We start from the raw sequence: 1849 nt of genomic DNA on the forward strand, positions 1-1849 counted from the left end.
GGAAGCTGTGTCAACGCCACAGTTTGGGTTGGCTCAAGTGCGCACAGCGCCGTCAACACCCGACCAAGGTGCTGGTCTAGCTGCGCAATGTGTGCCTGYGTAAAGAGCTGCTTRTCATACACCCAAGACAAYCCAATGCCCTGCTCACTGATACTCAGGTCAATATTCAGGTCAAACTTCACCGTGGTGCCCTCTGACTCATACGGCGTCAACGTCACCCCAGGTAAGGTGAACCCCGCTGCTGTATCGGTGTCGTTAATACCATACTCACTGTTGGTCGTGAGCATGATTTGGAATAACGGCCCATGGGCTTGGCTTCTTGGTACATTTAAGCACTCAACCAGCTGCTCAAATGGCACATCCTGATTGGCTTGCGCGTCACTGTGCACTTGTTTGACATGCGCCAAGTACGCAGCCAAGTCATGATGTTGCGTGTTGGTGCGCAGCACCAAAGTGTTCACAAAAAACCCTATCAAAGGTGCCAACTCAGCCTGCAATCGGTTGGCAATRGGCGTGCCGATAACAATATCATTGCTGTTACTGTGTCTTGATAACACCAATGCCAATGCACTGTGTAGCAACATAAATGGCGTCAGCTGATGTGCCTTAGCCAAGGCTAACAGCCCTTKAGCTGTRGCTGCGGGTAAACTGCTGGCAACCACGCCGCCTTCGTGYTGTTTCATTGCCGGACGAGTAAAGTCCAGTGGTAACGCATGGGTGGTGGGTAACTCATCGAGCTGTTTRCGCCAATAGGCCAACTGCGTATTGAGACGACTCTCAGCATCAAATCCTGTGCTAGGTCGAACCCTGTATTTAGCTCAGCCGCAACGTACTCCTCTAGCGTTTTTTCTTCCGCTTCAAGCTTRCTCTGCGTGATAGTAAAGTGCACCTCGTCCATCGCACGGATCTGCTGAACCGGGGTTCCATCCAGCTCCACATAGACCGTTCGTAATACTTCATGGCGCGCGATGATCGCAGTAAACACCTGCTCCAACAACGCAATATCTAGCTGCCCWGAGACAGATAACAGCATCGGCATATTGTATTGCGTTGACCCGCCTTGTAGTTTATCAATTAACCACAATCGTTGTTGTGCAAACGAAGTCTGTGCTGGCGTATCCGTCACGGGGCGCGGCAACAAACTTGGGTAGGCTTGAGCATCACTACGTGCAATMAGTTGTGCCATGGCACTAAAGTTTGCCGCTTCAAAGACCTGCTGCAAAGACACATCCACGCCGCATTGCGCTTTAATGGCTGCGACCAGTCGCATCAATAATAAAGAATGCCCCCCAAGCTCAAAAAAGTTAGCCGTAACACTGATACTCTCARCTGGACGCGCCAGTARTGTCGCCACAATGGCAACGAGTTGCTGCTCTTGCGCTGTACTCGGTGCGACGTATTCGCCAAGAGCATGACGGCCATCCGGCTCTGGTAAGGCACGGCGATCTACTTTGCCATTTGGCGTTAATGGCCACTGCTTCACCAATAACATCACCCCAGGCACCATATACTCTGGTAAACGGGCTTGTAACTGCGCTTTTACATCRCTGATAAACTCCGCCTCGTGCACTTCGYCTTCGGCTTTGATATAGGCCACCAATTGTGTACTGCCCGCGAGGTTTTTTGCCACCACTAACGCTGACTCTACCCCTGCCTGCTGGCTCAGCTGGTTTTCTACTTCACCAAGCTCGATACGATACCCTGATATTTTAACTTGGTCGTCTGTTCGCCCTAAAAAGGCGATATTACCATCCGCCAAATAGCGTACTAAGTCTCCTGTTCGATATAAACGCTTGCTACTATGTGGCTGCGCTGCATCAAAAAATGGATTCTCAACAAACCGCTCTTG

General features: G+C 50.9%; 2 protein-coding genes. Both read right to left on the reverse strand.

The window, feature by feature from the left end:
* Positions 1 to 758, reverse strand: a 758-nt coding sequence (locus EAG18_RS22005) for a condensation domain-containing protein (RefSeq protein WP_275557371.1), incomplete at its 3' end; no start/stop codon positions are given.
* The coding region (locus EAG18_RS22010; protein WP_148098533.1) for a condensation domain-containing protein at positions 680 to 1849 on the reverse strand (1170 nt) is incomplete at its 5' end. The genes EAG18_RS22005 and EAG18_RS22010, both read right to left, overlap by 79 nt.

The sequence above is a fragment of the Pseudoalteromonas sp. J010 genome, assembly GCF_003934235.1.
In the GTDB taxonomy this organism is placed as follows: domain Bacteria; phylum Pseudomonadota; class Gammaproteobacteria; order Enterobacterales; family Alteromonadaceae; genus Pseudoalteromonas; species Pseudoalteromonas peptidolytica.